27 protein-coding genes are annotated in these 25,983 nt (G+C 55.5%); 13 read left to right on the top strand and 14 right to left on the bottom strand.

Features of this window, described 5'->3' with window-relative positions; translation table 11 throughout:
• The first annotated feature begins 60 nt into the window (after window positions 1-60).
• The 7 genes from rfaQ to coaD all read left to right on the top strand — a co-directional run bounded on the left by rfaQ (window position 61) and on the right by coaD (window position 6,953).
• The gene (rfaQ, locus tag ACOTX4_RS16185; RefSeq protein ID WP_072163321.1) at window positions 61-1,131 is read left to right on the top strand and encodes a putative lipopolysaccharide heptosyltransferase III; all 1,071 of its coding nucleotides are present in this window, start codon (window positions 61-63) and stop codon (window positions 1,129-1,131) included.
• Entirely contained in the window at window positions 1,128-2,255 is a 1,128-nt protein-coding gene (locus tag ACOTX4_RS16180; protein WP_045332962.1) for a glycosyltransferase family 4 protein, read from the top strand. Before rfaQ ends, ACOTX4_RS16180 begins: the two co-directional genes overlap by 4 nt.
• Before the next feature lie 2 nt (window positions 2,256-2,257).
• Window positions 2,258-3,358 carry a glycosyltransferase gene (locus ACOTX4_RS16175; RefSeq protein ID WP_022650148.1) on the top strand — a complete coding sequence of 367 codons (1,101 nt, stop codon included), beginning with the start codon at window positions 2,258-2,260 and terminating at the stop codon, window positions 3,356-3,358.
• Between the two features lie 11 nt (window positions 3,359-3,369).
• A complete protein-coding gene (locus ACOTX4_RS16170; protein ID WP_045332963.1) occupies window positions 3,370-4,359 on the top strand; it encodes a glycosyltransferase in 990 nt (329 codons plus the stop codon).
• 66 nt (window positions 4,360-4,425) lie between these two features.
• Window positions 4,426-5,700, top strand: a complete 1,275-nt coding sequence (gene waaA, locus ACOTX4_RS16165) for a lipid IV(A) 3-deoxy-D-manno-octulosonic acid transferase (protein ID WP_003860874.1) — start codon at window positions 4,426-4,428, stop codon at window positions 5,698-5,700.
• Window positions 5,700-6,470, top strand: a complete 771-nt coding sequence (locus ACOTX4_RS16160; RefSeq protein ID WP_003860875.1) for a glycosyltransferase family 2 protein — start codon at window positions 5,700-5,702, stop codon at window positions 6,468-6,470. The genes waaA and ACOTX4_RS16160 overlap by 1 nt, the downstream gene beginning before the upstream one ends.
• 3 nt (window positions 6,471-6,473) lie before the next feature.
• Entirely contained in the window at window positions 6,474-6,953 is a 480-nt protein-coding gene (gene coaD, locus ACOTX4_RS16155) for a pantetheine-phosphate adenylyltransferase (protein ID WP_015570040.1), read from the top strand.
• Window positions 6,954-6,955: 2 nt separating this feature from the next.
• Here the strand turns inward: coaD and mutM are convergent, their stop codons facing one another.
• From mutM to radC, 4 genes are all read right to left on the bottom strand, one after another.
• Window positions 6,956-7,765: a bifunctional DNA-formamidopyrimidine glycosylase/DNA-(apurinic or apyrimidinic site) lyase gene (gene mutM, locus ACOTX4_RS16150; RefSeq protein WP_003860879.1), complete on the bottom strand. Its 810-nt coding sequence runs from the start codon at window positions 7,763-7,765 to the stop codon at window positions 6,956-6,958.
• 72 nt (window positions 7,766-7,837) lie between these two features.
• Window positions 7,838-8,005, bottom strand: a complete 168-nt coding sequence (rpmG, locus tag ACOTX4_RS16145; RefSeq protein WP_003024094.1) for a 50S ribosomal protein L33 — start codon at window positions 8,003-8,005, stop codon at window positions 7,838-7,840.
• Window positions 8,006-8,027: 22 nt separating this feature from the next.
• Window positions 8,028-8,264: a 50S ribosomal protein L28 gene (rpmB, locus tag ACOTX4_RS16140; RefSeq protein WP_002436699.1), complete on the bottom strand. Its 237-nt coding sequence runs from the start codon at window positions 8,262-8,264 to the stop codon at window positions 8,028-8,030.
• A gap of 217 nt (window positions 8,265-8,481) precedes the next feature.
• Entirely contained in the window at window positions 8,482-9,147 is a 666-nt protein-coding gene (radC, locus tag ACOTX4_RS16135; RefSeq protein ID WP_006812419.1) for a RadC family protein, read from the bottom strand.
• Window positions 9,148-9,320: 173 nt separating this feature from the next.
• Here radC and coaBC point away from each other — a divergent pair, with 173 nt between their 5' ends.
• The 3 genes from coaBC (at window position 9,321) to slmA (ending at window position 11,686) form a co-directional block, all read left to right on the top strand.
• The gene (coaBC, locus tag ACOTX4_RS16130) at window positions 9,321-10,532 is read left to right on the top strand and encodes a bifunctional phosphopantothenoylcysteine decarboxylase/phosphopantothenate--cysteine ligase CoaBC (RefSeq protein ID WP_168714451.1); all 1,212 of its coding nucleotides are present in this window, start codon (window positions 9,321-9,323) and stop codon (window positions 10,530-10,532) included.
• Complete coding sequence (dut, locus tag ACOTX4_RS16125; RefSeq protein WP_015570042.1) at window positions 10,510-10,968, top strand: dUTP diphosphatase; 459 nt, start codon at window positions 10,510-10,512, stop codon at window positions 10,966-10,968. Before coaBC ends, dut begins: the two co-directional genes overlap by 23 nt.
• Before the next feature lie 121 nt (window positions 10,969-11,089).
• Entirely contained in the window at window positions 11,090-11,686 is a 597-nt protein-coding gene (gene slmA, locus ACOTX4_RS16120; RefSeq protein ID WP_003860901.1) for a nucleoid occlusion factor SlmA, read from the top strand.
• Window positions 11,687-11,768: 82 nt separating this feature from the next.
• Here the strand turns inward: slmA and pyrE are convergent, their stop codons facing one another.
• Together pyrE and rph are read right to left on the bottom strand one after the other, a co-directional pair.
• Entirely contained in the window at window positions 11,769-12,410 is a 642-nt protein-coding gene (gene pyrE, locus ACOTX4_RS16115; protein ID WP_003860903.1) for an orotate phosphoribosyltransferase, read from the bottom strand.
• 66 nt (window positions 12,411-12,476) lie between these two features.
• Window positions 12,477-13,193: a ribonuclease PH gene (gene rph, locus ACOTX4_RS16110; protein ID WP_015570044.1), complete on the bottom strand. Its 717-nt coding sequence runs from the start codon at window positions 13,191-13,193 to the stop codon at window positions 12,477-12,479.
• 125 nt (window positions 13,194-13,318) lie between these two features.
• On the opposite strand from rph, the gene ACOTX4_RS16105 reads away from it, so the two are divergent.
• Both ACOTX4_RS16105 and ACOTX4_RS16100 read left to right on the top strand, forming a co-directional pair.
• The gene (locus ACOTX4_RS16105; RefSeq protein ID WP_003860907.1) at window positions 13,319-14,182 is read left to right on the top strand and encodes a YicC/YloC family endoribonuclease; all 864 of its coding nucleotides are present in this window, start codon (window positions 13,319-13,321) and stop codon (window positions 14,180-14,182) included.
• A 208-nt stretch (window positions 14,183-14,390) separates the two neighbouring features.
• Window positions 14,391-15,008 carry a trimeric intracellular cation channel family protein gene (locus ACOTX4_RS16100; protein ID WP_015570045.1) on the top strand — a complete coding sequence of 206 codons (618 nt, stop codon included), beginning with the start codon at window positions 14,391-14,393 and terminating at the stop codon, window positions 15,006-15,008.
• A 26-nt stretch (window positions 15,009-15,034) separates the two neighbouring features.
• Here ACOTX4_RS16100 and etk read toward each other — a convergent pair whose 3' ends face one another.
• The 8 genes from etk to ligB form a co-directional block, all read right to left on the bottom strand.
• Window positions 15,035-17,212, bottom strand: coding sequence for a tyrosine-protein kinase (etk, locus tag ACOTX4_RS16095; RefSeq protein ID WP_045332964.1), 2,178 nt, complete (start codon window positions 17,210-17,212; stop codon window positions 15,035-15,037).
• Window positions 17,213-17,234: 22 nt separating this feature from the next.
• The gene (locus tag ACOTX4_RS16090) at window positions 17,235-17,678 is read right to left on the bottom strand and encodes a protein-tyrosine-phosphatase (protein ID WP_015570047.1); all 444 of its coding nucleotides are present in this window, start codon (window positions 17,676-17,678) and stop codon (window positions 17,235-17,237) included.
• On the bottom strand, window positions 17,666-18,799 hold the full coding sequence (locus tag ACOTX4_RS16085) for a polysaccharide export protein (RefSeq protein ID WP_003860914.1): 1,134 nt from the start codon (window positions 18,797-18,799) through the stop codon (window positions 17,666-17,668). The genes ACOTX4_RS16090 and ACOTX4_RS16085 overlap by 13 nt, the downstream gene beginning before the upstream one ends.
• A 43-nt stretch (window positions 18,800-18,842) precedes the next feature.
• Window positions 18,843-20,936, bottom strand: a complete 2,094-nt coding sequence (locus ACOTX4_RS16080; RefSeq protein WP_074167781.1) for a YjbH domain-containing protein — start codon at window positions 20,934-20,936, stop codon at window positions 18,843-18,845.
• Window positions 20,936-21,673 carry a capsule biosynthesis GfcC family protein gene (locus ACOTX4_RS16075; RefSeq protein WP_045332966.1) on the bottom strand — a complete coding sequence of 246 codons (738 nt, stop codon included), beginning with the start codon at window positions 21,671-21,673 and terminating at the stop codon, window positions 20,936-20,938. Before ACOTX4_RS16075 ends, ACOTX4_RS16080 begins: the two co-directional genes overlap by 1 nt.
• Window positions 21,670-22,314: a YjbF family lipoprotein gene (locus ACOTX4_RS16070; protein WP_023323966.1), complete on the bottom strand. Its 645-nt coding sequence runs from the start codon at window positions 22,312-22,314 to the stop codon at window positions 21,670-21,672. The genes ACOTX4_RS16075 and ACOTX4_RS16070 overlap by 4 nt, the downstream gene beginning before the upstream one ends.
• A 115-nt stretch (window positions 22,315-22,429) precedes the next feature.
• Complete coding sequence (locus ACOTX4_RS16065; RefSeq protein WP_022650140.1) at window positions 22,430-22,726, bottom strand: hypothetical protein; 297 nt, start codon at window positions 22,724-22,726, stop codon at window positions 22,430-22,432.
• A gap of 708 nt (window positions 22,727-23,434) precedes the next feature.
• A complete protein-coding gene (gene ligB, locus ACOTX4_RS16060) occupies window positions 23,435-25,105 on the bottom strand; it encodes an NAD-dependent DNA ligase LigB (protein ID WP_045332967.1) in 1,671 nt (556 codons plus the stop codon).
• Between the two features lie 250 nt (window positions 25,106-25,355).
• Here ligB and gmk point away from each other — a divergent pair, with 250 nt between their 5' ends.
• Complete coding sequence (gene gmk / locus ACOTX4_RS16055; protein ID WP_045332968.1) at window positions 25,356-25,979, top strand: guanylate kinase; 624 nt, start codon at window positions 25,356-25,358, stop codon at window positions 25,977-25,979.
• Window positions 25,980-25,983: the final 4 nt, after the last annotated feature.

The following is a 25,983-nucleotide window of genomic DNA, read 5'->3' as shown; positions in this document are numbered from 1 at the left end:
AGAAAGAGTGCAAGTCGTTACCAGGTCTATTAGAATTGCCAATAGTACAACGCCGATAAGATGATGATGAATAACTTACCTGACACGCCTGATTTGCGCATTTTACTGATCAAACTTCGCCATCATGGCGACATGTTACTCACCACCCCCGTCATCAATTCATTACGCCAGAAATGGCCTGAAGCCCAAATCGACGTGCTTCTCTATGAAGAGACGCGAGACATGCTCGCCGCGCATCCGGCAATCGGGACGATCTATGGTATCGATCGTAAATGGAAGCAGCTGGGGACGCTGAAGCACCTGCAAAAAGAGTGGCAGTTGCTTCGTGCTTTACGCGCTCAGCATTATCATCTGGTGATCAATCTTGCCGATCAGTGGCGCAGCGCGATTGTTACCCGCTTCACCGGCGCACCGGTTCGGCTCGGGTTCGCTTTTAACAAGCGCAAGAATGCCTTCTGGCGTTTTTGTCACAGTGAACTGGTCTCGGTCGCCAGCCATCAGTCGCTGCACACCGTTGAACAAAATCTCTCCATACTGTCAGCGCTGCCGGTAATGGCCAACCCTACCGTCACCATGGCTTACAGCGCGGATGACTGGCGCCATGCTCACCAAAAGCTGACACAAAAGGGCGTGGGAGACCGCTACATCGTTATTCAACCCACGTCACGCTGGTTCTTTAAGTGCTGGGACGAAGGCAAAATGGCGCAAACTATCGCCACGTTGCAGCAGGACGGCCACACTATCGTCCTTACGGCGGGACCGGATAAGAAAGAGCTGGCGATGATTGACCGCATTCTTGCCGCCTCCCCGCAGACGGGTGTTGTATCGCTGGCAGGGCAGTTAACCCTGCGCCAGCTGGCCTCGCTAATCGATCACGCGATCCTGTTCATTGGCGTTGACTCCGTACCCATGCACATGGCCGCCGCCCTTCAGACGCCCTGCGTGGCGCTGTTTGGCCCGTCAAAATTGACGTTCTGGTCGCCATGGCAGGTTAACGGCGAGGTCATCTGGGCAGGTAACTACGGCCCGCTTCCCAACCCTGACGCCATTGATACAAAAACGACGGAACGTTATCTCGACGCCATCCCCGTTGATGCTGTCGTCTCCGCCGCAAGGAGATACCTGCAATGAAGCTTCATCGTCTGGCCATTGTGCGCCAAAAATATCGTCCGGATGGAGGAGCAGAACGTTTTGTCTCCAGGGCACTTACCGCGCTGAGCAATCAAAATCTTGAGCTCAACGTCATCACCCGCGAGTGGCAGGGCGAAAAGCAGGACGACTGGCATATTCATATTTGCGATCCACGAAAGTGGGGCCGCATCAGCCGTGAGCGCGGCTTTGCACACGCCGCACGCGCGCTGTGGCAGCAACAGCAGTTTGATATTGTCCAGAGCCACGAACGTATTCCGGGCTGCGATATTTACCGCGCCGGGGATGGTGTACATCGACGCTGGCTGCTACAGCGTACGCGTATTCTTCCCGCCTGGCGTGCGAAGCTGCTTATGAACGATCGTTATCACCGCTACGTGATGAACGCAGAACGTGAAATGTACCAGGCTCCCGAGTTGAAAGCCGTTATCTGTAATGCGGAGATGATCAAACGCGAAATCGTCGAAGACTTTGATATTGACGCAAAAAAGATACATGTGATTTATAATTCAATAGATTCCAGCCGCTTCGTTCCGGCAGAAGAGAGACAACGCGCTGTACTGCGTCAGCAATTTGGCTTACCCGCTGATGCCGTCATTTTCTGCTTCGTGGGTTCAGGGTTTGAACGCAAGGGGCTGGCAAGCGCTATTCGGGCTATAGCAGGAACATCGGCGTGGCTGGTTGTGGTCGGTCAGGATAAAGCGGAAAGCCGTTATCGCGACCTCGCCCGTTCATTAGGCTGTGAAAGGCAAATCCGTTTTCTGGGGATGCAAAAAGAGACGCTGCCATTTTATCAGCTTTCTGATGGTTTACTGCTGCCGACGCTGTATGATCCTTTCCCTAACGTCATACTTGAAGCAATGGCATGTGGATTGCCCGTCATTACGTCAGAGAGTTGCGGTGGTTCAGAATTTATTGAGCAAGGCCAGAACGGGTTTTACTGTGATGCACTTGATATCCACACATTGAAGGAGGCCGTCATGTCCATCCCTTCACTGGAAAAAAATAATAATATGGGGCTTGCGGCGCGTGAACGCGTCAGAGAAGCAACCCCTGAAAAACTATCAAGTCAGCTTATTTCGCTTTATCAAAAATTACTGGATTAATAATGCGCATCCTAATGATTATTGATGGTTTACCCGGTGGAGGAGCCGAAAAAACGGTTCTCACCCTCTCCAGCGGACTGACAGAACTGGGGCATCAGGTCACCCTTTTCTCCTTACGGAAGGTGTGCGACTACGCCATTCCGGAAGGCATCGATTTTCAGATTGTGCAGGATACCTGTAAAAAACCCTGGCGGAAGCTGACCGAGATCCCGCGTCGCGCCCGTTTGCTGGATCGCGCCATCGAGAAGGCAGAACGCAGCGGTAAATTTGACGTCGTGTTCTCGCATCTGCATAAAACCGACCGTATCGTGGCGCACAGCCGCGTGCTGGATCGGGATAAGGTCTGGTTCTGCGTTCACGGGATGTTCTCCTTCTCCTATTTGCGCCATCGCAGCGGGCTTTCTCGCTGGTTTAAGCATTATAAAATTCGGCATACCTATGAAAACCGCAACGTGGTGGCGGTTTCCGGCGCCGTGCTGCACGACCTCTCTGAAGTACTCGCGATCCCCCTGCGGCGCAAAGCGGTTATCCATAACCCCTTTGATATCCCTGAAATTCAGCGTCTGGCGGAAGCGCCCTTTGAGATGCAGGGGCAGGATTACATTATCCACGTTGGCCGTTTTCATGAACACAAACGTCACGACCGGCTGCTGCGGGCGTTTGCGCTGAGCAAGATCGACGCATCGCTGGTGTTGATGGGCAAAGGTTCTGACGCGAAAATAAACCAGCTCAAACAGCTTGCCGCTAAGCTGGGAATTGAAAACAAGATCGTCTTCCGCCCGTTCGAAACCAACCCCTACCCGTGGATCAAAGGGGCACGCCTTTTAGTGTTAAGTTCCGACTGCGAAGGTTTTGGTAATGTACTGGTAGAGTCCATTATCTGTCAGACCCCACCGGTGAGTACAAACTGCCCTGGCGGTCCTGCTGAGATCCTTACTGGCCCCCTGGCGCGAGGTCTGACAGCGTTAACCGACGAATCACTGGCGAAAACACTGGCAGAATTGTATGCCTCTCCGCCAGTTGTTGATCGCGAAACGATCGCATCGTTCGGTATTAACGCCATTTGCCAGCAATACATTGCTTTGGTCGACAACCAAAAATAATCAGGTTTCATATGCAAAATTCAGCGCCTTTATTAAGCGTGGTGGTTGCCGTTTATAACGGTGAAGCTTTTCTCGATCAGTTCTTTACCTGCCTTGTAAATCAACACATCGACAGTATGGAAGTCATCATCGTGAATGACGGCTCCACTGACCGCTCGATGCAAATTGTCGAAAAATGGCGCGAAAAGCTGCCACAGATGCAGGTTATTGAACAACCTAATCAGGGCGTGTCCATCGCGCGTAATACCGGCCTGGCGGTTGCGACCGGGCAGTATCTCTCTTTCCCGGATATTGATGATGTCTTCAAACCCGGCATGTACCAGCGTCTGCTGGATATGGCCGTCAAGCAGAACCTGGATGTCGCCACCTGCAATGGCAACTACGTCTGGGAAAATAACAAAAAACCGTCTCGCCCTATCTTCCCTGAAGATAAGCTCGCCTCAACGGGCGTCATGAATGGTGCGGCATGGTTAAAAAAGGCGCTGGATTCACGTAAGTTCCTGCATGTGACCTGGCTGAATATCTATCGTCACGATTTTATTCGTCAGCACGGCTTCCGTTTCGAGCCTGGCCTGCGCCATCAGGATATTCCGTGGACGACTGAGGTGCTGCTTGCCGCGGAACGCGTTCAGTACACCAGCGAACGCTTTTACGACTACTACATTCACTCCGCCTCGGTATCGCACACCCCGGATAATGACGACACGCTGATTCGCTCTGCGCGCCATTACATGAAGATACTGAAGATGCTTGATGCCATTAACCAGCGCTACCCGGATAAAGTGAAAAATATCCCGGCCTGCCACTGGCAAATCGCCAAAGAGGGTCTGGGAATTATTCATACCTTCGACAACATGAAGGATGAGGCGAAGAAAGCAATGATAATCAAAGAGTTCTTCGACACCGGGATCTGGAAGCTCATCTGGAAAAGTGCCAAAAGCCCGCGTTTGCGCTGGCGCCTGGGCCGACGCTACTTCCGTTTAAAACGGTATCTGGCATAAGAGATAGCTTTAGCACGCTTAAATGCTTAGAATTTCCCGGCCGAAACTAAAAAAACGGATAATCGCTTGGAATTGTTGTATACCGCCCTGCTCTACATCATTCAGCCACTGGTTTGGCTGCGACTGTTGCTTCGTAGCCGTAAAGCGCCTGCGTACCGTAAACGCTGGGCCGAACGCTATGGCTACTGCCGCAATAAAGTGGCGCCGGACGGTATTCTGCTGCATTCCGTGTCAGTCGGGGAAACGCTGGCCGCCATTCCACTGGTGCGTGCCCTGCGCCACCGTTATCCGTCACTGCCCATCACCGTCACCACGATGACGCCAACCGGCTCAGAGCGCGTGATGTCTGCCTTCGGTAAAGACGTGCATCACGTCTACCTGCCGTACGATCTCCCCTGCGCCATGAACCGTTTCCTGAATACCGTGCGCCCTAAACTGGTGATCGTCATGGAAACCGAACTGTGGCCGAATATGATTTCCGCCCTGCATGCCCGTAAAATTCCTTTGGTTATCGCCAACGCGCGTCTGTCGGAACGCTCGGCTAAAGGGTACGGCAAGCTGGGTAAATTTATGCGTCGCCTGCTCAGCAAAATCACGCTGATCGCCGCGCAGAACGAAGAAGATGCCGCGCGCTTTATCGCCCTCGGCCTGAAGCGCAACCAGCTTGCGGTCACGGGTAGCCTGAAGTTCGATATTTCCGTCACCCCTGAACTCGCCGCCCGTGCGGTAACGCTGCGTCGTCAGTGGGCGCCGCGTCGCCAGGTCTGGATTGCCACCAGCACCCATGATGGCGAAGAAGCCATTATTCTTCAGGCTCACCGCCAGCTGCTGGAAAAATTCCCTGATTTACTGCTGATTCTGGTTCCTCGCCATCCTGAGCGTTTTAAAGATGCCCGCGAGATGGTGCAAAAAGGCGGTTTCAGCTTTACCCTGCGCAGCAGCGGCGAAATCCCCTCTGGCAGCACGCAGGTGGTGATTGGCGATACGATGGGCGAACTGATGCTGCTGTACGGCATTGCAGACCTCGCCTTTGTTGGAGGTAGCCTGGTGGAGCGAGGTGGTCATAACCCGCTGGAGCCGGCAGCCCACGCCATTCCCGTGCTGATGGGTCCACACACGTTTAACTTCAAAGATATCTGCGCGAAATTGCAGCAAGCCGATGGCTTAATCACCGTGACCGATGCGGACTCGGTGGTCAAAGAGGTCTCAACCCTTCTGACTGACGAAGATTACCGCCTGTGGTACGGTCGTCACGCCGTTGAAGTCCTGCATCAGAACCAGGGCGCACTGACCCGTCTGCTGCAACTTCTGCAACCTTATCTGCCGCAGCGGAGCCACTAATGTCAACGCGTCTGTCGGTCGTGATGATCGCCAAAAACGCCGCCGACCTGCTTCCGGATTGCCTGGCCTCTGTTGCCTGGGCTGACGAAATCGTCATTCTCGACTCCGGAAGTACGGACAATACGGCGGACGTTGCCCGTGCAGCCGGGGCAAAAGTCTTTACCGACACCGACTGGCAGGGCTACGGTATTCAGCGTCAGCGTGCGCAGGGTTACGCCACGGGCGATTACGTGTTGATGATCGATACCGATGAGCGCGTCACCCCGGAACTCCGACAGGCCATTCAAACGGTGCTTGCCGCGCCACAGCCTGGCGCGGTCTACAGTATCGCGCGTCGTAACTATTTCCTGGGCCGCTTTATGCGCCACAGCGGCTGGTACCCCGACCGCGTGATGCGCCTCTATGCCCGCGAGCGTTATCAGTACAACGATAACCTGGTCCATGAGTCTCTGGCCTGCGATAACGCTCAGGTCATCCCCCTGACGGGCGATCTGCTTCATCTGACCTGCCGCGATTTCGCCAGCTTCCAGCGTAAACAGCTGAACTATGCCACCGCCTGGGCACAGGAGCGGCATGCGCGCGGCAAGAAGGCCACGCTGACCGGCATCTTCACCCACACGCTGGGCGCGTTTCTGAAAACGCTGCTGCTGCGTGGCGGCGTGCTGGACGGCAAACAGGGCTGGTTACTGGCCGTAGTGAATGCCCAGTATACTTTTAACAAATACACCGAGCTGTGGGCGCTGAACCGCGGCTACTCAGAGAAAACGTGAGCCATGAGCACAAAAGCGATTTATCCGGGTACCTTCGATCCGATCACTAACGGTCATCTTGATATCATCACCCGTGCGGCGTGTATGTTCGACAAGGTGATTCTGGCCATTGCCGCCAGCCCGAGCAAAAAGCCGATGTTCGACCTGAACGAACGCGTGCAGCTTGCCACCGATGCGATTTCGCATCTGTCGAATGTTGAGGTCGTCGGATTCAGCGACTTGATGGCAAACTTTGCCCGTGACCGGCAGGCCAATATCCTGATCCGCGGTCTTCGCGCGGTAGCAGACTTCGAATATGAGATGCAGCTGGCACACATGAACCGCCATCTGATGCCGGAGCTGGAGAGCGTATTCCTGATGCCCTCCAAAGAGTGGTCCTTCATCTCTTCTTCGCTGGTGAAAGAGGTGGCGCGCCATCACGGGGACGTTACCCACTTCCTGCCGGTTAACGTCCACCAGGCGTTGATGGAAAAGCTAAAGTAACCCTACTTCTGGCACTGACGGCAGTAAAACGTGGCGCGCTGAGCGTGCTTCGTGGCAATAATCGGCGTCCCGCAGGCTCTGCACGGCTCACCCTTACGGCCATAAACCTGCAACTCCTGCGCAAAATAACCCGGCTTCCCGTCGCTTTGCAGGAAATCCTTCAGCGTCGTCCCGCCCTGCTCAATTGAGCGCAGCAGTACCGCTTTAATAACTCTGACCAGCAGCTCGCACTCCTGCGCCGACAGCGAGGAGGCCAGCCGATCGGGATGGATCCCGGCGGCAAACAACGATTCGCTGGCGTAGATATTCCCCACGCCCACCACCAGCTTGTTATCCATCAGCCAGGGTTTAATCGGGGTTTTCTTTTTCGCGCACTTCTCTTTGAGATAATCCGCGTTAAACGCCTCTGAGAGCGGCTCAGGTCCGAGATGCGCCAGCACGTTGTGTCCTTCCAGCTCTTTGGTCCACAGCCATGCGCCAAAGCGACGCGGGTCGGTGTAACGCAGCACTTTGCCGTTACTCATCACCAGATCAACGTGGTCGTGCTTTTCCGCAGGCAACTCTTCGGTAAGAATACGCAGGCTTCCCGACATGCCCAGATGGATAATGATCCAGCCGTCAGGCAGCTCCAGCAGCAGGTATTTCGCGCGGCGCTGCACGCTCAGGACGGGTTTGTCACTTAACGCGTGGATCTCATCGGACACCGGCCAGCGCAGACGCCCGTTGCGAACGACAGCATGAAGAATAGTCGCGCCAACCAGATGGGGCTCAATGCCGCGGCGGCTGGTCTCTACCTCAGGTAATTCAGGCATGGTTCCTCCGTTGAGATGCAGAATGCAAAAAACCCCGCAGTTGCGGGGTTTTTCAATACAAGGAGACTAAAATTATTTGATTTTAGCTTCTTTGTACAGTACGTGCTGGCGTACAACTGGATCGAATTTTTTCAGTTCCAGTTTTTCCGGCTTAGTACGTTTGTTCTTCGTGGTGGTGTAGAAGTGACCTGTACCAGCAGAAGAAACCAGCTTGATTTTCTCGCGAATACCTTTAGCCATGATTTATTTCCTCTTTAAGTACTTAGTACTTTTCGCCACGGGCACGCAGTTCGGACAGAACTGTATCGATGCCTTTCTTATCGATTACACGCATACCTTTAGCAGATACGCGCAGGGTGACAAAACGCTTCTCGCTCTCAACCCAGAAACGGTGAGAGTGCAGGTTCGGCAGGAAACGGCGTTTAGTCGCGTTCAGTGCGTGGGAACGGTTGTTACCGGTCACCGGACGCTTGCCAGTAACTTGGCAGACTCGGGACATGTCTATTCTCCAAAAATCAAATTAGCTCGAGCTTCGTATGGGGTATCGGCGCCTCGTCAGGCTTTACAGCCCGGTCATCGCATAGTTCTATTGAACTCTCGATTGCCAGGCCCAAATGCCAAACCCGAGATTCTCAAAGGTGGCGTAGTATACGCTGACTCGGCGGTGTGCTCAAGTCCCGAACAGACAAAGATCCCGATGGATCGCGAGAAAAGGCCTAAATCCAGCCACGTTCGGCAAAAGAAATGTACTCTCCGCGGCCAATTATCAGATGGTCCAGCACACGAATGTCCATGAATTGACAGCATTTGATAATACGTTCGGTAATTGCTTTGTCAGCTCTGCTTGGTTCTGCACAGCCAGAGGGGTGATTATGCGCGAGGATCACGCCGGCTGCATTCACTTTTATCGCTTCCCGCACAATTTCACGCGGATGCACCTCAACATGGCTCAATGTTCCCGAAAAAAGGCGGGTATGTTTCAGTACCCGGTTTTTGTTGTCGAGAAAGATCACCATAAAGATCTCCCGCTCCAGATCGGAGAGCTGGCTTTGCAGAAATTCGCGGGTCATGTCGGGGGTGAGGATCGGGTCTTCTTCCTCCATACGCACGTTGTAAAATCGCCGGGCCAGCTCGGCAATGCCCCGCAACTGGGCATATTTCGCCACGCCAATGCCCTCAACGTGCGTAAACGCCTCCAGCTCAGCGGTCAGCAATCCATACAGTGAACCGAAATGGTCTATCAGTTCTTTCGCCAGCGTAAATACCGTTTTCCCCGGCGTGCCTGTGCGTAAAAAGAGCGCCAGCAGCTCGTCGTCCTTTAACAACGTGACGCCATGACGCAGCATTTTTTCACGCGGTAGCAGCAGTTCAGTCTCTTCCATGCCTGGCCTCCTTCTGTTTGCCATTATGCTGCCACAGGCAAATTCGGGGTTCGATGCTGGCATTTCGTTCTTGCGTAACGCCTCGCAAAGTGAATTAAGGACATCATCACCCCGTTTTAGGGATTGTGATAAAATGCCCGCTCTCTGGTGAAACCCAACAGGAAAGAATCATGATGAGCCTGGCCGGTAAAAAAATCGTTCTTGGCGTCAGCGGCGGTATTGCTGCCTATAAAACGCCAGACCTGGTGCGCCGTTTGCGCGAGCGCGGGGCCGACGTACGGGTCGCGATCACCGAAGGCGGCAAAGCCTTTATCACTCCGCTGAGCCTGCAAGCCGTCTCGGGATACCCGGTATCCGACAGCCTTCTCGACCCGGCGGCCGAAGCCGCAATGGGCCACATTGAGCTGGGGAAATGGGCCGATCTGGTTATCCTTGCCCCCGCCACGGCAGATTTAATTGCCCGCCTGGCAGCCGGTATGGCGAACGATCTGGTAACGACCATTTGCCTCGCCACGCCTGCGCCCGTCGCGGTTGTGCCCGCAATGAACCAGCAGATGTACCGCAACGCCGCTACCCAGCACAATCTGGACACGCTGGCCTCGCGCGGCCTGCTGATTTGGGGACCGGACAGCGGCAGCCAGGCCTGCGGCGACGTGGGGCCAGGGCGTATGCTCGACCCATTAACGATTGTTGATATGGCCGCCGCCCATTTCTCGCCTGTCAACGATCTGCAACATCTCAACATCATGATTACCGCGGGCCCCACGCGCGAGCCGCTGGATCCGGTGCGTTACATCACCAACCACAGCTCCGGCAAAATGGGCTTTGCGATTGCTGCCGCGGCAGCCAAACGCGGCGCGAACGTCACGCTGGTGAGCGGCCCGGTGTCGCTTACCACCCCTGCGTTTGTGCAGCGTATTGATGTGACGACCGCGCTGGAAATGAACGCCGCCGTACAGGCACATGCTCAACAGCAGCATATTTTTATCGGCTGTGCGGCCGTCGCTGATTACCGCGCCGAAACTATTGCTGACGCCAAAATTAAAAAGCAAGGCGATGAATTAACAATAAAAATGGTGAAGAACCCGGATATCGTTGCCGGTGTCGCCGCATTGAAAACTCATCGTCCTTACGTTGTTGGGTTTGCCGCAGAAACGAATAATGTGGAAGAATATGCCCGGCAAAAACGTACCCGCAAAAACCTCGATTTAATTTGCGCGAACGACGTATCGCTGTCCACGCAAGGATTTAACAGCGACAGCAACGCATTGCACCTTTTCTGGCAGGATGGAGATAAAGTCTTACCGCTTGAGCGCAAAGAACTCCTGGGCCAACACTTACTGGACGAGATCGTTACCCGTTATGATGAAAAAAATCGACGTTAAGATTCTGGACCCGCGCGTTGGCGAGCAATTTCCGCTGCCAACGTATGCCACCTCCGGCTCTGCCGGTCTTGACCTGCGCGCCTGTCTCGATGACGCCGTAGAACTGGCGCCGGGTGCAACGACCCTGATCCCGACCGGGCTGGCGATTCACATTGCTGACCCGTCACTGGCAGCGGTGATCCTGCCGCGCTCTGGCCTGGGCCATAAGCATGGCGTCGTGCTGGGTAACCTGGTCGGCCTGATCGACTCTGACTATCAGGGTCAGCTGATGGTATCCGTATGGAACCGTGGCCAGGACAGCTTCACCATTGAGCCGGGCGAGCGTATCGCGCAGATGGTGTTTGTACCGGTGGTGCAGGCAGAATTTAACCTGGTGGCAGACTTCGACGCTACCGACCGTGGCGAAGGCGGCTTCGGCCATTCCGGGCGCAAATAACCGCCCGACAAACACGCATCTCACAGCGCCATAATGCAATAACAAACCGCAAACGTCAGTTTGCGGGTCGCTGTGTGGTTGCCAGCCTGACAAGTGCTTATTTTCAGGGGTATTTTGTAACATGGCAGAAAAACAAACCGCGAAAAGGAATCGTCGCGAAGAAATACTTCAATCTCTGGCTCTGATGCTTGAATCCAGCGACGGCAGTCAACGCATCACCACCGCAAAACTGGCGGCCTCTGTGGGCGTGTCAGAGGCGGCGCTGTATCGTCATTTCCCGAGCAAAACCCGGATGTTTGACAGCCTGATCGAGTTTATCGAAGACAGCCTGATCACGCGCATCAACCTGATTCTGAAGGATGAAAAAGACACCAGCACGCGTCTGCGTCTGATTGTGCTGCTGATTCTGGGCTTTGGTGAACGTAACCCGGGTCTGACCCGTATTCTGACCGGCCACGCGCTGATGTTTGAACAGGATCGTCTGCAAGGCCGTATAAACCAGCTTTTTGAGCGTATCGAAGCCCAGCTGCGTCAGGTTCTGCGCGAGAAGAAAATGCGGGAAGGCGAGGGATATAATACGGATGAGACCCTGCTGGCAAGCCAGATCCTGGCATTTTGCGAAGGGATGCTCTCCCGGTTTGTGCGCAGCGAGTTTAAATATCGACCAACGGACGATTTTGACGCCCGCTGGCCGTTAGTGGCTGCTCAGTTACAGTAACGCCATCGCCGGATGGCGGCTTCGCCTTATCCGGCCTACGAACGGGTAGGCCCGGTAAGCGCAGCGCCACCGGGCAATTGAATTAAACGCCAAACTCTTCGCGGTATTGACGCACCGCCGCCAGATGATCAGCCATCTCAGGCTTCTCTTCCAGATACGCAATCAGATCTTTCAGAGTGATAATCGACGTCACTTTGCAGTTGTAGTCGCGCTCCACTTCCTGAATAGCAGAGATGTCGCCGCGCCCACGCTCCTGACGATCGAGCGAAATCAGCACGCCCGCAAGCGTTGCACCGTTAGCCTGGATTATCTCCATCGATTCACGGATCGCGGTACCTGCGGTGATCACGTCATCCACCAGCATCACGCGGCCCTGCAACGCACTGCCTACCAGATTGCCGCCTTCACCGTGGGTTTTGGCTTCTTTACGGTTAAAGCAGTACGGTACGTCGCGGTCATGGTGCTCCGCCAGCGCCACTGCCGTGGTGGTTGCGATTGGAATGCCTTTGTACGCGGGGCCAAACAGCAGGTCGAAATCAATCCCGGAATCCACCAGCGCTTCGGCATAGAAGCGGCCTAACAGTGCCAGGTCGCGCCCGGTATTAAACAGCCCGGCGTTGAAGAAATACGGGCTTTTACGCCCGGATTTCAGCGTGAACTCGCCAAACTTAAGTACCTGCTTGTTAAGCGCAAACTCAATAAACTGGCGCTGATACGATTTCATGGATTTGCTCCTTTGTCTTTTCAGTCTTACAGGCAAAAAAAAGGCGACTCATTGGTCGCCTTAAAATCAATTTTCTAACGCCGCTTTCTGCGTCGCTACAATAGATTCGATTCCCCCTCGGGCCAACGCCAGCAAGGTGAGCAGTTCTTCGTGGGTGAATGGCTCGCCTTCTGCCGTACCCTGCACTTCAATGATGCGACCATCTTCGGTCATCACCACGTTCATGTCGGTTTCTGCGGCAGAATCTTCAACGTATTCCAGATCGCAAAGCGCTTCGCCGTTAACGATACCAACGGAGACAGCAGCAACCATCCCTTTCATTGGGTTGGTTTTCAGCTTACCGGCGGCAACCAGCTTGTTCAGGGCGTCTGCCAGCGCCACACAGGCACCGGTAATAGAGGCCGTACGCGTGCCACCATCGGCCTGGATCACGTCGCAGTCCAGCGTGATGGTGAACTCACCCAACGTTTTCAGGTCAACCGCGGCGCGGAGCGCACGCGCGATCAGGCGCTGAATCTCCATAGTACGGCCGCCCTGCTTACCTTTTGCCGCTTCACGGGCATTACGGGTATGGGTTGCGCGCGGCAACATACCGTATTCGGCGGTGATCCACCCCTGGCCCTGACCTTTCAGGAAGCGAGGCACCCCCTCTTCAATGGACGCGGTGCAAAGCACCTTGGTGTCACCAAACTCAACCAGCACGGAGCCTTCAGCGTGTTTTGTATAGTTACGGGTCAGGGTGACGGGACGCACCTGGTTGGCGCTACGACCTGCTGGACGCATGATGGATTCTCCGGCTTGAAACGAATGTGGCTGCGCATTATACGGATAAAGGACGCTTATTCCTATCCTGAGAAGCCCCTGAAAGCTATAATCCCCCCATCTCTCCTTTAAAAACGGGAATGTCTATGATTCGCAGTATGACCGCCTACGCCCGGCGTGAAATCAAGGGTAGCTGGGGTAGCGCTACCTGGGAAATGCGCTCGGTAAACCAGCGCTATCTGGAAACGTATTTCCGTATGCCGGAACAGTTCCGCAGCCTGGAGCCTGTGGTGCGTGAGCGTATCCGTACGCGTCTGACCCGCGGGAAAGTGGAATGTAACCTGCGTTTTGAGCCCGATGCCAGTGCACAGGGCGAACTGATCCTGAACGAAAAGTTGGCAAAACAGCTGGTTAATGCGGCGAACTGGGTCAAAATGCAAAGCGATGAAGGCGAGATCAACCCGGTTGATATTCTGCGCTGGCCTGGCGTGATGGCCGCCGGAGAGCAGGATCTGGACGCGATTACCGCTGAGATCCTGGCTGCACTCGACGGCACGCTGGACGACTTTATCGTTGCCCGCGAAACCGAAGGCCAGGCGCTGAAAGCGATGATTGAGCAACGCCTTGAGGGCGTGAGCGCCGAAGTCGCTAAAGTGCGCGCTCATATGCCAGAAGTGCTGCAATGGCAGCGTGAGCGTCTTGTCGCCAAACTGGAAGAGGCGGAAGTCCAGCTGGAAAACAACCGTCTGGAACAAGAGCTGGTGCTGATGGCGCAGCGTGTGGACGTGGCTGAAGAGCTGGATCGTCTGGAAGCGCACGTTAAAGAGACCTACAACATTCTGAAGAAGAAAGAAGCGGTAGGCCGCCGTCTCGACTTTATGATGCAGGAGTTCAATCGCGAGTCGAACACGCTGGCGTCTAAGTCTATCAATGCAGAGGTAACCAATTCAGCGATTGAACTGAAGGTCCTGATTGAGCAGATGCGCGAGCAGATCCAGAATATCGAGTAATTCCTTTCAGGGTGGTATTGCCTCGCATACCACCCATTACTTTTTCTAATCCTTTCTTAGCCCTACTTCCTTTCTATCCCGCCTTATATCAAGCCTGCCTGGCATGCGTTGATAATTTTCTGTAGGGCAAACTCCCTCACCTTAGAAAATCTCAATCGTGATCTTCCGCACAAATCGCTAATCTCCTTCTCTTCATTCCGGAGGGTTTATGCTGCTTCACATTCTTTATCTTATTGGCATTACCGCAGAAGCCATGACCGGCGCGCTCGCTGCCGGACGTCGCCGTATGGACACCTTCGGCGTGATTATCATTGCCACAGCCACCGCGCTCGGCGGCGGGTCCGTACGCGATATCCTGCTTGGCCATTATCCGCTCGGCTGGGTAAAAAACCCTGAGTACGTCATTATCGTGGCAACGGCAGCCGTGCTAACCACGATTGTGGCCCCGGTGATGCCTCATCTGCGCCGCGTGTTCCTGGTGCTGGATGCGCTTGGGCTGATTGTTTTTTCCATCATTGGCGCACAAATCGCTCTCGATATGGGTGAAGGCCCGGTTATCGCCACCATTGCTGCCGTGATCACGGGCGTGTTTGGCGGGGTGCTGCGGGATATGTTCTGCAAACGTATCCCGCTGGTTTTCCAGAAGGAACTGTATGCCGGCATCTCCTTTGCCGCGGCAGTTCTTTATGTCGCCTTGCAGCACTATGTCACCAGCCACGATGTGGTGGTTATCTCCACCCTGCTGTTTGGCTTCACCGCGCGTATGCTGGCATTGCGCCTGAAGCTGGGCCTGCCCGTTTTTCATTACAAACACAATGCGCATTAATGTCAGAACGGGCAGGCGCCGGATAATCAGTTACTCGAGTAGTTGTAACCGTAGTGATGATAGCCGTAGCCGTAAGCGTTGCTTGCCCGCTTAACGACGCCGTTGAGAATCACCCCTTTGGTATTGACGCCACTCTGCTCCAGACGCTGTACACAGACCAGCATCTCCTTCACGCTGTTCATCCCGAAGCGGGCGACCAGCAGCGTGGTGCCTGCGCGACGGCCGACAACCGCCGCGTCGGTGACCGCCAGGATCGGTGGCGTATCGATAATCACCAGATCGTAGCGTTCATTCGCCCAGTCCAGCAGCTGCTGGAAACGCGTATGCATCAGAAGCTCCGCCGGATTAGGAGGGATCTGCCCGCGCACGATGGTATCGAACCCGCCTTTATCGAAGGTCTGAACGCCCTGGGTATACTCCGCCTTACCGGACAACATCTCCGACAAGCCGCAGGTATTGTCGAGCTTAAACAGATCATGGGCATACCCGCGACGCATATCCGCATCAATATAGAGCACTTTCTGGCCCGCCTGCGCCACGACGGCCGCCAGGGTACTGCTGACAAAGGTTTTACCGCTGTCAGGCGTGGCGCCAGAGATCATCAGTATATTGTTCGCTGACTCCATCATCGCGAAATGCAGGCTGGTGCGCAGGCCGCGAATCGCCTCCACGGAGAGATCGACCGGATTATCCGCCGCCAGGAAGGGGATATGTTTGGTCTTATGGCGCAGCCCCGGGGACATAAAGTCTTTTTTACGCAAACGCATCTTTTTAGCCAGCCATTCTGACAGCGGTACGGTGGCATAGACGTTAATCCCGTGCTCCTCCAGCTGCTCCGGCGTTTCAATGCCCATACGCAGCATACTGCGCGCCAGGATCCAGCCCGCAGAGACGAACAGACCCAGGAGAACCCCCAGAACGACGACCAGCGCTTTTTTCGGCTTGACTGGCTGCGGCCGGGTCACGGCCGGATCGATAATGCGGACGTTACCAATTGCGCTCGACCGGGCGATGCTCAGCTCCTGTTCGCGGTTAAGCAGCTGCTGGTAGATAACGCGTCCCGACTCCACATCACGGCTCAGGCGCAACACCTCCTGCTGGGTTGACGGCATGGACGATACCCGTTTATTCAGGCGGTTTTTTTCCTGCTCCAGCGTCTGGCGTTTCTCAATCAGCGCCCGGTAGGTGGGGTGATCTTTTTTGTAGAGCTGCGAAATTTCCGCTTCCCGGAAGGTCAGTTCATTGAGCTGATTGTCCGCATTCACAATCTGCTCCAGCACCGCTTTTGCCTCCAGGTTCAGGTCAACGGAGTCGTTTTGCTGGCGATAGCGGTTGAGCTTCTCCTCGGCCTGGTCCAGCTCGCTGCGTACCTGCGGAAGCTGCTGCTTCAAAAATTGCAGGCTTTTCGCATCCTGCGCCGCCTGGCGAGCCACGTTCTGTTGTAAATAGTTGTCGGCGATGCAGTTAAGCACGCGGGCCATCTCATCGGGATCTTCTCCCGTGATGGTCAGGCCAAGCATCCCGCTGTCCTTGCTGCGCTCGCTCACGGAAAAACGCAGCTGTAGCGCGTCAATGGCCTCCAGCTCACTCTGCTGCGTAATCGTAAATTGCGTACCCGGCTTCGCCTGGATATCGGCAATGGTAATGGCGATATTCGCCGCGCTCAGGGGTTGTCCCACAACGCCCTGTAACGTCACATTATCGCCTTCCAGCTGATAGTGGCCCTTCTCGCCGACGGTCAGCGTCAGCTTTTGCGCCCGGCCCGCAACAGGGGGAAGATTGAGCATACGGATATCGACGATGCCAGGCTGTTGGCCGGTGAGCCGCGCCCAGCCGCGTCCGACAAGGGGAAAATAGTTTTCACTTACCTGCGTGCGCAGGTTCAGGTCATCAATCGTTTTACCGAGGATCATGCGCGACTGGAGAAGCTGAAGCTCCGGTGCCGACTCCGGCGAGGAGTCAGGGATGAACTCGCTAAGGTTACTGAGTAGCGCGTTGCCCTGCTTCTGTTCCACCTGTATCAGCGCATCGGCCTGATAAACCGGTGTGGCAAAGAGCGCATAAAGCAGGGCCACCAGCGTGAACAGCGCGGTAAGGATGAGAATAAATTTTCGGTGGTCGAGCAGCTCACCCAACAGGCGCACAAGATCGATCTCGTTATTCGCGGCAGACGCATCATGGGCGTGAAGGTTATTTGTTGACATAAAACGTAACTATCCCGTGTGATTAACTGAGCCGTTTCGCCCATTCCAGACTGGCCTGCTCCAGCAGCCCATAAACATATTCAAATGCGTCCCGGTTTTTACGGTAGGGGTCCGGGATCTCTTTTCTGCCCGTCCAGTGACCAAAGAGCATCATTTTGCCGCGCGCCTCCGGTGCGATAGCCGTGACCTGCTCGATATGTTCCAGCTCCATCGCCAGAATCAGATCGTAGTCGCGCACCATGGCGGGGGTGAGCCTGCGCGCCACGTGGCCCTCAAGCAGGGTGCCGCGTTCGGCGGCGATCTCTGTCGCCTGTGAATCGGCGGTGCGCCCTTCCAGGCCACACGTTCCCGCTGAATCGACCCGGGCAGCGGGAAGCAGCCGGCGCAGCAGCCGTTCCCCAATGGGGGAGCGGCAGATATTGCCGGTACAGATCACCAGGATGGCGTTAAACGTTAGTTTGGCCATGTTCTGATATATCTCCCTGTTTCAGTCAGGTCATGTACGCCGGTAATGGTCGGCACAAGCTGAGAGATCACGCGGTTCCAGCGCACCAGCGGCGCGGTGGTGACATAGACGATGTCGTAAGGCTCAAGCTGAAATTCGGTGCTCAACACCATCGCGGTGGCATCCCGGGCGTTAAGCTGGTAGACGTTGGCGATTTTGCCGTTCTGCTTGCCCTGCAACGGACGAATCACAAAGATTCCGGTGGCGTCGGCCATATCCTGATTCACGCCCTGTGCATTACCCAGCGCTTCCGCCAGCGTCATGCCGCTACGGTCCATCTTCAGGGTGCTCTGTTTACCCACCTCGCCCATGACAAACACTTTCAGGTCGTCATTACGGGGAATGAAGAGAATATCGCCCGGATAGAGGAGTTTGTTCTGGGTGAGATCGCCGCGCTGCATCAGCGCGTAGAGCGAAATGTGCGTGTCCTGGCCGTTGTGGGTCAGCACCACATGGCGCCAGTCCGCCTCAGATGTCAGGCCGCCAGCCGCATTGATCGCATCCATTATCGTCAGCGGAATGTTGGTGATGGGCTGCTGGCCCGACTTAGCCACTTCGCCCGTCACGTAGGCTTTTTGCGAGCGGAATGCCGCGACGCTGACATCCACCTGCGGGCTCTCAATCACCGAATCCAGCCGGGCGGCGATCTCATCGCGCACCTGGGCCAGCGTTTTGCCGACGACGCGGATTTTGCCGATATAGGGGTAGAAGATCGTGCCATCGGCATTCACCCAGTTGCCCGTATCGCTGGCGCTGCGGTACTGACCTGCGGGGGTGGTCAGCTCCGGGTGGTCCCAGACGGTAACCATCAGCACGTCGCCGACGCCGATGCAATATTGGTAGTTCTGAAGCTGGCGATCCAGTTCAGGATTCGCGCGGGAGTCGACTTTGCCAGGCAGCAACTGCTCCACCAGCCCCGGCGTGAGGGGATAGACGTTGACCATCTTATTCAGATCGTAATTGCTGTCAGGCAGATCGATAATATCTTTGCCCTGGGTGCTAAGTCCCTGGCCCGGTACGATAGTACAACCGCTTAACGCCATCATAGCCAACGCCAGCACGGAAAATTTAACGTTTTTCATTCAGGAAAATCATCTGGTTAAGTAATGCCTGTTTCATCCGGTACTACTGCCCTACCGGGGTTTCGCGTTCTGACGTCATGTCATAGAGCTGATATTTACGGCCTAACATCTGGCCGCCATCACGCGTGAGAGGCGTCCACGAGACTACCGCCCGGTTGCGATTTGGGCCGATCGTCATCAGATCAAGCGGGATCGAGATGTAGAAGCCTTTGCTAAAGCCACCTTCGCCATAATCCTCTTTCGAGACGTTGGTCAGCGCCGCCCAGACGCCTACCGTCACGCCGCTGTCGAATCGCTTCGCGACGTCGAGGGTGGCGCCTTTATCCTTCGCCAGGTACTGCCCGACGCTCAGCTTCATTAGCACACTGTTGAGCTTCGCCGGGTTCCAGTAGGCGGTGATAAATCCGGTTGGCACGCTGTAGTCGGTGAAGCGCATCATGTCGTCCCAGTCGCGCTGCTTGACGTAATTCGCATCCACGCCCAGCGCCCAGCTGCTATCCAGCGGGCGCCAGAGCGCCTCTGCTCCCACGCCGCCGTACATGGTTTCGAGGTAGCCGCCATAAATCTGGGCATAGAAGCCGTTCCCCAGCGCATCGACATAGTTGGCTTGTAAGTTGTTGATGTAGACGTCATTGCTGACATAATCGCGAATATGGGTTCTGACGCGCGGCAGGCTGGAGTCAGCGGGAAGTAGCGAGGATTTGAACTTGTCGTAGTTGTTATAGAGGTTGGCGAACACGCCGCCGTCGAGCAGCAGACGATCGGTCAGCCAGTAGCTGGCGCTGGCCATCACCCCCACCTGGAACATATAGAAATCTTCCGGACCGCCCAGCGACTGCGCCAGCGTCGGTTTAACGCTGTAGCTGAAGCGATCGGCGCGAATACGGTAGCCACGCCCGAATGCTGTGGTATCCACAGGCTCGACGCGCTGCTGCCTGAGCGCCTCCTCCTGGCCGAGCGGCTGCCCCGCCAACTGTTTGCGCAGGCTGGCGACATCGGTTTGCGTCGTGACGAGCGGCAGATGATCACGCTGCTGGGTGATAGCGATCGTGTCGACCCCGTCGGGCAGGTTATTGATCAGAATACGGTTGGCACGATCCACCGCTTCGCGCGGATCGCGATAGCGATACTGTTCGCCGGTCATGTATAAGGTATTGCCGTGCTGAAGGATCTCCGGCGCATCGAAGCCTGCGTTGTACTTAAGCGCGGTGAGCTGGTTCGCCGCAGAGGTATAGTCCAGCGTCTCGCCTGCCGGTGCCGGTTGCCAGGCCGGTTTCGGGTTATCACGCAGCGCGGGGCGCAGGTCGTTAAAGTTGGTCCGCAGGGTGAAGCCAAACATCAGCGTATTGCCGCGCTCGTAGCTGAGGTTGAGATCGGCCCAGTCGGCAACGCGATAGACCGCCCCCACGTTAATATGGCTCGACTGCTTAATGGAGCCGGCAAAATCATCGGCATAATTGTTGCCGTCATACTCAAGCTTCAGGCGCAGGGGCTGCCAGGGCGTCTGATACTGGAGGCCGCCAAACAGAGACGCCGGACCACGAAACATATCGCTAAAGCTGATATCTCCGGCATCATGCGACTCGCCGCGGGTGCAATACTTATTGTTGTCATGGCAAAGCGGGTTACCCACGTTGTCGCTATTACCGGGATATCCCCAGGCTATTCCAAAGGTAAAATCGACCGGTCCGGCCATTTTACTGGCAACCAGATATTCACCATCGAACAGGCCGGTGCCTGCAATATCACGCTTGCCGAGCGCCACCTGCGGCAGGCTATAGTCCTCTTCCCACAGACGAACTTTAAAGTCGAACGACTTATCCTTGTAGCTTTGATCGCCGCTGAAATCCTCGTCGCTGCTGTATTTACGGGTGCGGACGTCGGTATAGCGAATTGTCCCTTCCAGCCACGGGAAGAGCACGACCGAAGAGGAGTAAAAACGGTACTGGTTGTTATCGCGGTAGTTGACGCTGAATTCCCCTTCCCGGCCAAAGCGCGCGTCGGGCATTTGCATCAGGCCGGTGCCGCCAAAATCGGACTGTGACGGTCCGGTCGGATCGGGCCAGGTACGCAGCTCCGCGTGGCAGGCAGAAGAGATCGCCAGAGCAAGGCCGCTCAGTAAAAAAAGTTTGTTCATCAGTCAGGTATCCGCCGCGTCAGGAGCGCAATGATTTGCTCATTCAGACCGGTAAAATCGTCCGGTACCGCCCGGGGATCAAACCCCACCCACAGAACAGCGCCCGGCTCTGCTTCAATATGGCGTGCGTTCCAGTACGCCACCGGCGCAACAACCGTACTGCCGTCAGGATCGATAACGGTTACGTTATTCCTGTCGGCGCCGGCCAGCCGCAACTGCCCCTGTAAGTAGTCCCGGATGCTTGCGCCCGGTCGCCAGGCCCGTTTCCCCGGCGTGACGACCGCCCCCATCAGCGTGACGGTACGGGGCGCAGGAGAGAGCCACAGATCGTAACGGCCCTCAAGGGAGCGATCGCCGCGGGCGTCGGTACGCACGGCATCTGGGTCGAGGCTGACAAACTGCCGCCCGACGATCCGCAGGGAGCGGATCTGTGCAGCGACAGCGCGAATGGTCGCGATCCGCTCGTCATCGGCGCGATTCTGCCAGGCTGAAAGCGACGCCAGCACCTGCTGTTGCGTCTGTTGCGCGCGCAGCGTGGCGGAAGGGGTTGCGATGACAGCCCCCTGCCACCAGACGTTGTTCAGCTGCGGCTGGGTGACCAGCCGGGAGAGCGTATCAGCCGGTTCAGCAGACCACGTTTTGCCCGGCTGATGCACGGTAACGACGCTTGCGCATAAGGCGGACAGGCTGAAGAGAGATAGCCCTACGCCAGGTAACCATTTTCTGAGTCTGTTCATGGGGCGGGCTTCAACATCGTCATGGCGACAGGGAATACGCCCGCGCCGAGCATCTGTTCGCTCTGGCGTACCTGGCCGGTAGCGGAATCAATCCAGAAGGTGTTATGCCAGCGACGATCGAGGCCGTCGGCCTGCACCGCCTCCTGCCAGACCTGACAACGTAGCGTGTTTCCGGCAAGGGTCAGGTTTTCCGTCCCGCTCAGGGAGAAGCGCGAGGTCAGGTGTGCGGAGCGATACCGCCCCTCTTCCTGCCAGCGCACATCACGCGACCACTGGCTGCCGTCGCGGAGCTGCGGCGTGTGGCGCAGCGGATCGTGCTCAAGATTGGTTACCTCAAGCAGGTTATAAGGAAGCTTGAGCGTGTGGATAAGGCGACCGTTATGCGTGACGATCATCGCATTATCCTGCGATAACCATTTACTGTTTCCCTGTTCGATGTATCCGAGAACCACCAGGATCCTCGGGCCATTATCCAGTCGCAGGTACATGGTTGAGTATGGGAGCGCCTGAATCTGCCCGTCCGTTACCGTCACATCCTGGCGCCCGTCCAGACTGGCGTTAAAGGTCTCAATAATGCTCTGCTGGCTCGGCGTACACCCCTGGATCAGCAGAGTCACGATGAGCAGAATAAACAGTCTCACCAGAAATCCTTGATTAAATAACATTGAAATCAATCAAATACCCGGCTTTGATATCGACGCCGGGTCAAGTCGTTGCGCTGTTCAGCGCAAGGCTATATCGCCTTGCGCACCAGCCTTAGCGGGTAACTGTCGTCGTGGAAGTACCATTGCTTGAGTCATCGCCACTGTCGCTTGCCGCGACAACGGCTAACGTCGCTACGCCGGCAATCGCAGCGGTGGTGACAACAGCGGTTGTCCCAATCGCCCCTGCCGCCAGTCCCCCCGTAGTGCCAGCGGTAGTTCCCACCGTTGCTCCGGTTGTTGTTCCGGTTGTTGCTGCGCTGGTGCTACCTGCTTCGGTGGTAGCGCCTATAGCAGGCAAGGCAGTCGCCAGCGTGAGTGCCGTCAGCACTGTACAAAGCGTCCTTTTCATTTTTGGTCCTCATTCAAATGAAGGAAAATATGAGCACCTGGAAACCAGGTCCCGGTTAACGGGCATAAAGCCCGGGGCTGAATTCCGGCCCGACAGGGACGGAAAATCATCCATGTAAAAGCCCTGGGCTCTGAACACCAGCGCATATAAACCGCCAGGATATATTTCGGTACCCTTAATTGCTTCAATTGGAGTTCAGATAGTTAACTCCCTCACGGGGTGCAAAAAGAAAGGAAAACGCAGAAGTGATGCAAAATGCACCCCAGCGGTAACTACCTTAAAAATTTTGGATAAGATAATTCTTATAATAATTTGACGCAATGATTTCCGGCAGAATAAATATGACCAATTGTTAACCAGAAAAAACTCAATATATTATTAATTAAACATTTAACCAACTGAAATTAAAAGCAAAACCACGTCAAGCAAACAGACTACATCACCTATAACGCCTTCATTACCGGCTAGTGTTCTCGATTAATAATGATTGAGATCAATTAAACCAACCTCTCGAGAAAAATAAAAACACAAGCAGAGTAAACCCTGAAATCAGGATCGGGAATAATATTTCCTCAAAATATATTTATCATGAATAATTCATTTATATTCATAATTACTGCGTATATAAACCGCGTCTCATAAATACGCTATTTCACGGCAGCGAAAATGTTTTCCTCCCTCGCCAGTCTGTTCAGGAGCGCATGCAGATTAAAATCCACCGATGTGCTCTGCGGCCAGCCACTTTGCCAGGGCATCAATCTGAGGCTGATGCAGCCAGTTTACGATCTGGCGGGCTTTCTCCTGCCCGACACCCGGTAGCAGCCGCCACTCCGCTTCGCTTCGCTGAATCAGCGCCTGCCAGGTGCGATCCCCTGCCGCCTTGAGCGTCGACCGGGCCAGCGGTATTCCCATCGCGGTGATCCAGCGGATAAAAGGACGCTCCCGCGCCAGGTTAAACTGATGCCACAGCGCAGCGCCATGCGATGCCGATATCCCCGGCGTCGCGGTGAGCTGCGCCTGCGTGAGCTGTAGCCAGGAGAAGAGGTGCTCAAACCGATGCGCCTGATAGAGGGTCCGCCATCCTGATTCGCCCATACCTTCAATATCTAACGCCTGCCTGGAACTTAGCCACGTCAGCCGGGCAAAAAATTGCTCCATGCACTCCGGTGAGGCATAGAAACAGGTTAAGCCGTTATAGCGCGATGAGGGCGGCTGTGGTTTACGGCGATCCACATTGCGCCACACCACGTTATCCAGCCGGGGAATACCTTGTCCCGCCAGGCTTACCAGCACCTGATCGCCGGGGGCAATATCCAGCCTCTGCCAGCGGTTAACTGACCCTAAGCTGACGCGCTGTACGCGTTTATCGTCGAGCATCAGCGGCTCAAGCTGCGCAATCGCGGTGATCCGCCCGGTACGGCCAACGGTAAAGTGAATCGCTTTGACTTCCGTCACCTGGGCCACAGGAAGGTATTTCCATGCGACGACCCAACTTCCTTCCCCCGGCAGCCACTCCTCGCCCGGCGGCTCTGCCGAGGCGCGGACCACGATGCCATCCGTGGCGAAGGGCAACGAAGCCTTAAACCAGGCCGTCCGCTGCGCTTCCACGTCAGCCGCGTTTTTAACCGGCAGGGTATAGCGCGCCGTCAGGGTAAAACCAGCCTCCGCCAGCGCGGAAAGGCGTGCTTTCATCACTTTTGGGCCGTTCGGCCAGGCCCAGATAAAAATACCTGTCTGCTTCAGCGCTGCGCGATCGGTCGCGCGCATCATCGCCCCCGCTACCTTCGCACGCGCGTTCATCCCCCCCATCCGCTGCTGGATATGCCCCTCGCGCAGCAGAAAAAGTTCCCCCTGCAACACGCTGTTGGCAAGCGGCCCGGCCAGTGTTTGCGGAATAGCGGGGATCATTCGCGCCTGTGCCGTCCACTCTTCCCCCTGAAAGCCGTCGCCCCGGCTGATCGCCTGCGCCAGCTTGCCGTTTTTGTAGACCAGGGTGACCGCAACACCATCCACCTTTGGCTGTACCCAGAGATCCTGCTGCGTCGCCATCCAGCGGCTAAGCGCCTGCTTGCTTTCTACCTTATGCACGCCGGTATGGGCGAAGGGATGCTTCACCGTCCCACTGGCGGCTGGAAGATCGTCGTGCAGCGGTTCATCGTGAAAACAGCGCTGCCACTGTTTTAAGCGGGCGTTAAGCCTGTCGTAAACGTCGTCGCTCACCTCGCTGCTGCCCTGTTTCCAGTAATCATCATTCCAGCGGGTCAGCTGCGCCTTCAGGGCCGCGATCTCCTGCCCGGCTTTAGCCGGTGACCAGACCGGGCAGATAGCCATCGCCCCGCTGCTTAAGAAGATCATCAGTATGCTTATCCATTTCACCATTATTACCCCTCCCTGTTTTGCGAAGGGTATACCCTGCCCGGGAGCCGCAGACCAGCTGCAAAATTGCATTTTACGAGCGCGCTTCAGCGCATTGTTTTTATTGCAGCAAAAAGAAGGTAAAAGCTGAAAACGGCACGCAAAATTTAATCATCCACGGGAAAAAGTGTGACAAAGGCTACGTCACACAGCGGCGACGTGTATAATAAGCCCGTATGTAGGACTTCTTCGTTAACACATACAAAAGACTCTCATGGCTCAAGGCACGCTTTATATTGTTTCTGCCCCTAGTGGCGCGGGTAAATCCAGCCTTATTCAGGCACTGTTAAAAACCCAACCGTTGTACGATACGCAGGTTTCTGTTTCTCACACCACGCGAGCACCGCGTCCGGGTGAAGTGCACGGTGAACACTATTTCTTTGTGAATCACGACGAATTCAGAGCGATGATTGGCAGAGACGCGTTTCTTGAACACGCAGAAGTATTCGGTAACTACTACGGTACTTCGCGTGAAACCATTGAGCAGGTTCTGGCGACCGGCGTGAACGTGTTCCTGGATATCGACTGGCAGGGCGCGCAGCAAATTCGTAAGAAAATGCCTGATTCGCGCAGTATCTTTATTTTACCGCCATCGAAAGATGAACTGGATCGCCGCCTGCGTGGTCGCGGCCAGGACAGCGAAGAAGTTATCGCGAAGCGTATGGCGCAGGCTGTTGCAGAAATGAGCCATTACGCGGAATATGATTACCTTATTGTGAATGATGATTTTGATTCCGCGCTGAGCGATCTCAAAACTATCCTTCGCGCAGAACGCCTGCGTATGAGCCGCCAGAAGCAGCGACATGACGCATTAATCACCAAACTGTTGGCAGACTGAACCC

Source organism: Enterobacter cloacae complex sp. IR5459 (assembly GCF_049238005.1).
Lineage (GTDB): Bacteria > Pseudomonadota > Gammaproteobacteria > Enterobacterales > Enterobacteriaceae > Enterobacter > Enterobacter hormaechei_C.
Note: the sequence above shows the minus strand (reverse complement) of the source record. Positions and strands in the feature narration are given on the sequence as shown.